The organism is Agathobaculum faecis (assembly GCF_014287995.1).
In the GTDB taxonomy this organism is placed as follows: domain Bacteria; phylum Bacillota; class Clostridia; order Oscillospirales; family Butyricicoccaceae; genus Agathobaculum; species Agathobaculum ammoniilyticum.
Genome location: NZ_JACOPL010000038.1, coordinates 1 through 3,706, shown reverse-complemented (window position 1 = coordinate 3,706; position 3,706 = coordinate 1). Strand labels below are relative to the sequence as shown.

Annotated in this window: 2 protein-coding genes; one reads left to right on the top strand and one right to left on the bottom strand. The window is 55.4% G+C overall.

Annotation, left to right across the window (positions count from 1 at the left end; translation table 11 throughout):
* Window positions 1-3,102: S-layer homology domain-containing protein (locus tag H8S45_RS15505; protein ID WP_186950538.1), on the top strand; the 3,102-nt coding region annotated here is incomplete at its 5' end.
* Window positions 3,103-3,169: 67 nt separating this feature from the next.
* On the opposite strand, the gene H8S45_RS15500 is transcribed toward H8S45_RS15505, so the two are convergent.
* Window positions 3,170-3,706, bottom strand: a 537-nt coding sequence (locus H8S45_RS15500) for a hypothetical protein (protein WP_186950536.1), incomplete at its 5' end; no start/stop codon positions are given.

Genomic DNA, 3,706 nt, shown 5'->3' with positions numbered 1-3,706 from the left:
AAGTTCTGCGAGTCCCAGGGCATCATCGCCGGCTACGGCGACAACACCTTCAAGCCCGACGCGACCGTAACCGGCGTGGAAGCTGCGAAGATGCTGCTCGTTCTGACCGGTTATGACGCTGACAAGGCTGGCCTGACCGGTCACAACTGGTCCACCAACACTCTGAAGTATGCCGGTTCCGCCGGTATCCTGGACGACGTCAACTCCGGTCTGGAGTCCGGCCTGCCGCGTCAGTACGCCGCGCAGATGATCTACAACACGCTGGACACCAACCGTGTCAAGTGGTCCACCGACTCCGACTCCTTTGACGACAACCTCGGCAATGGCTACAAGGAAACCGTTGGCTACGCTTACATGGGTCTGACCAAGTCTGTTGGTATCCTGACTACTGTCAGCAAGGACTCCCTCACCCTGACCGGTATCGACGAGGCGGAGAGCGATAAGGTTTACTCCGGCAGCAATCCGTACGCTACCAACTTCACCAAGGTGAAGGAGGATTACTCCAGCCTGCTGGGCCAGAAGGTTAAGGTCATGTTCAAGGACGGCAAGACCAACAACGTCCTCGGCGTTTATGCGGTTTCCGACAACGAAGCCTACGCCGTTAACGCTTCTGAAGTAGAGTCCGATGGCGATAAGGTCAAGTTCGGCGGCAAGTCCTACTCGATCGAGAACGCTTACGGCAATGACTACATCGATGTTTACTACACTGACATCGAGGGCAAGGAAACTGCCGTAACCGGTGAGGATGGCGCCTCTTCGGGTACCTCCAAGAGCTTCACCTCTCAGGCGGGTGTCAAGTACACTGCTGCCAACAGCAAGTACGGCTTTGAGGCTGAAGAGCTGTTCGACGATTGGGATACCTCCTCTGCGGTAATGCAGTTCGTCGATTCCGACGGCAACGGCCGCTTCGACTCCGTTATCATCACCGACTACGCCGCGGCTGAGGTCACCTCTGTTACCTCCTCCAAGGTAGTTGCCGGCAAGAGCTATGAGTTCGACGAAGAGAACATCGACGACGACCTCAAGGCGGACGACTGGGCGATTATCTCCTACGACCGCTACAACGACTGCACCCGCGTTGCCAAGGCTGACGTTATCACCGGCAAGCTGGACGGCCTGAAGAAGGACAGCACTTCCGAGAACTACAACGCAAACAAGGGTACTGGCGTTAAGTATCATGAGTACCAAATCGGCGACGAGTGGTACAATGGCGCAACCGACAAGGACAGCCGTACCGATATCAGCACCGTTAAGGCGGGCGACGAGGTCGAGGCTGTTGTTGTAAACGGCGTTGCATGGAAGATCAAGCGCTCTTCGGGCAACGGCTCTCTGGCTGATGTGACCGACATTGCGATGGTCGTTAACAAGGATACCGGCATTGGCGGCAATCAGGTCAAGCTGCAGTTCTTCAACGACACTACCAAGGTTGTTGACGTTGACGATGACAGCACGATCAAGTATGCTTCCCTGAAGGTCGGCGCGCTGTATGAGTACAGCATCTCCGGCGGCGAGTACTCTTTCGAGGGTCTGTCCACGGAAGACGATTACTACGGCGATTACACCTATGTCGGCACCGCTTCGTACACCGCTAAGGCTGATGCTCTGGGCGGCAAGAAGATTGACGACACTGCCAAGGTTATCCTGTTCGAGGATAACGGCAAGGATACCGGCAATGACTCCAAGGTCATCACCGGCAAGCAGCTCAAGGCGCTGGAAAGCTCCGCTGTCACTTATGAGGGCGATGCGGCTTACTTCACCGCTGACGTAAACGGCCTGACCCGCGTTGCGGCGATTGCTGTTGAGGTCGACAAGCTGCCCGAAACCACCACTTCCAACGACTTCTACGGCTACATCCTGTCCGACGCGAAGGAATCCGGCACGAACGAGGTTTCCTACAACGTGCTGCTCGAGGGCGCTGACGAGGCCGTAACGGTTTACGAGAAGAACGCCAAGACCGGTGACCGCAAGAAGAACACCCTGATCGGCTATAAGTCCCTCGACGGTGAGGATGCCGACAAGCGTTACATCGACGACGTACATCTGTACAAGCTGGGCGAGACCAACTTCGGTCTGGGCGCTATCACCGATGTGAACAGCAAGCAGACCACGGTTCAGATCGCTGGCTGGGATGGCTCCGCTGTTCAGAATTACGAGCGCGACGTAACCGCTGACACCGTGGTATTCTACATCGATACCGACGCGAAGACTGGTTCTTCGACCGGCTCGATCCGCAAGGCTACCAAGTGGTATGACGATGCGGACGGCGCGATGATCACCAGCGGCGACAGATACATTGCCAACGCCCTGTACCTGATCAAGGACAGCGACGATCTGGAAGTGCTGGTCGTTGAGTCTGGCGACAACCAGTTCCGCGGCAAGTACGCTGACGCACTCAAGGAAACTTACGATACCACGACCTGGTCCGGCTCGATTGCAAATGTGACCCAGGAGTATGATGCTTCCGCGCAGCCTGTTTCTCTCACGCTGACGACCAAGAATGTTCCGGCGAACACTACAGTTGAGTTGAAGAACGCGATCAGCTCCAAGGGTACTTCTTTGACCGGCATGGCTTTAACTGCCAGCACCAAGGTTGCGGCAAACGGTTCCACCACGCTGTCCATGACCAATGTGCCGGTTGCAACGGTTGACGACGTAATTACCCTGACCTTTACGGTTGGCAAGGGTACGGAGAACGAGTTCGATGCCTCTGCTACCATTACGGTTGTTAATAAGGCAATTGAAACTTCCGAGATCTCTGGTGCGACTGTTACTGCTAAGGATCTGACCACTAATACTTCTTGGAATTCCGCTGCATCCTTTAACGACTTGTTCACGGCAACGGATACTACTAATGCAACGGCTGCAGTTAGCTACAAGCTGAATGGCAACACTTATTACAACTATGATAAGTTGCCGACGACAACCGGTATTGGCTACACTGTTGAAGTAACTGTGACCTACACTGCTAAGGCTAACTTTAAGTTCGCTGGTGACTACACCGGTGCAACTGCTACCAGCTGGACGGTTGACGATGCGACCGTATCTGATGATGGCGCTACGCTGACTGTAGTGTATACCAGCCCTGTGGTTACTCTGTCTTAAATCTGTTTCAATTTTAAGGCAGCAACGAAAACCCCCGAGGATTCCTCGGGGGTTTTCCCTTTTCCTTTTACCGGAACGCGATGTAGTAAAACTGCGCGCCGTTGTAATTGAGCTTGCTGTATTTGTACTCATACAGCGTAAAACCGTTGGAAACAATGCCACAGTAATCTGTTTTGTAGCCTTGCAGCATCAAGGTGCTGTAAACCGCGGTTTCGTCCGCGATCAGGCCGTCCTTATGGCCGATAATGACCGCCTTGGGTGTGAACCCGATCGACAGGGTGCGCGGATAGCTGCCGGTTCCGGTGTAGGTGCCGAAATACATCTCGCTTTTCTGCGGCACCGCATTCTCCAGCGCGCTGACCCGTCCGGAAAGCGCTTCGCGGGCCTGCTGCTCGGCGGCGAGTCCGACTTGGGTTGCTTTTGCGTCCAGTTCGGCGGCAAGCTCCTCTGAGAGCATCTCCCGATCGATCGTGTCCCCGAACGTGTCCACCACGATGCCCTCCACACGCGCCTCCAGCCGCGAAGCCTCGTCGCAGATTCCGTTCACCGCCTGCCGCAGCTCCTCCGGACTGCTGTCGAACCGCGCTTTCAGCTCGTTTGCCGG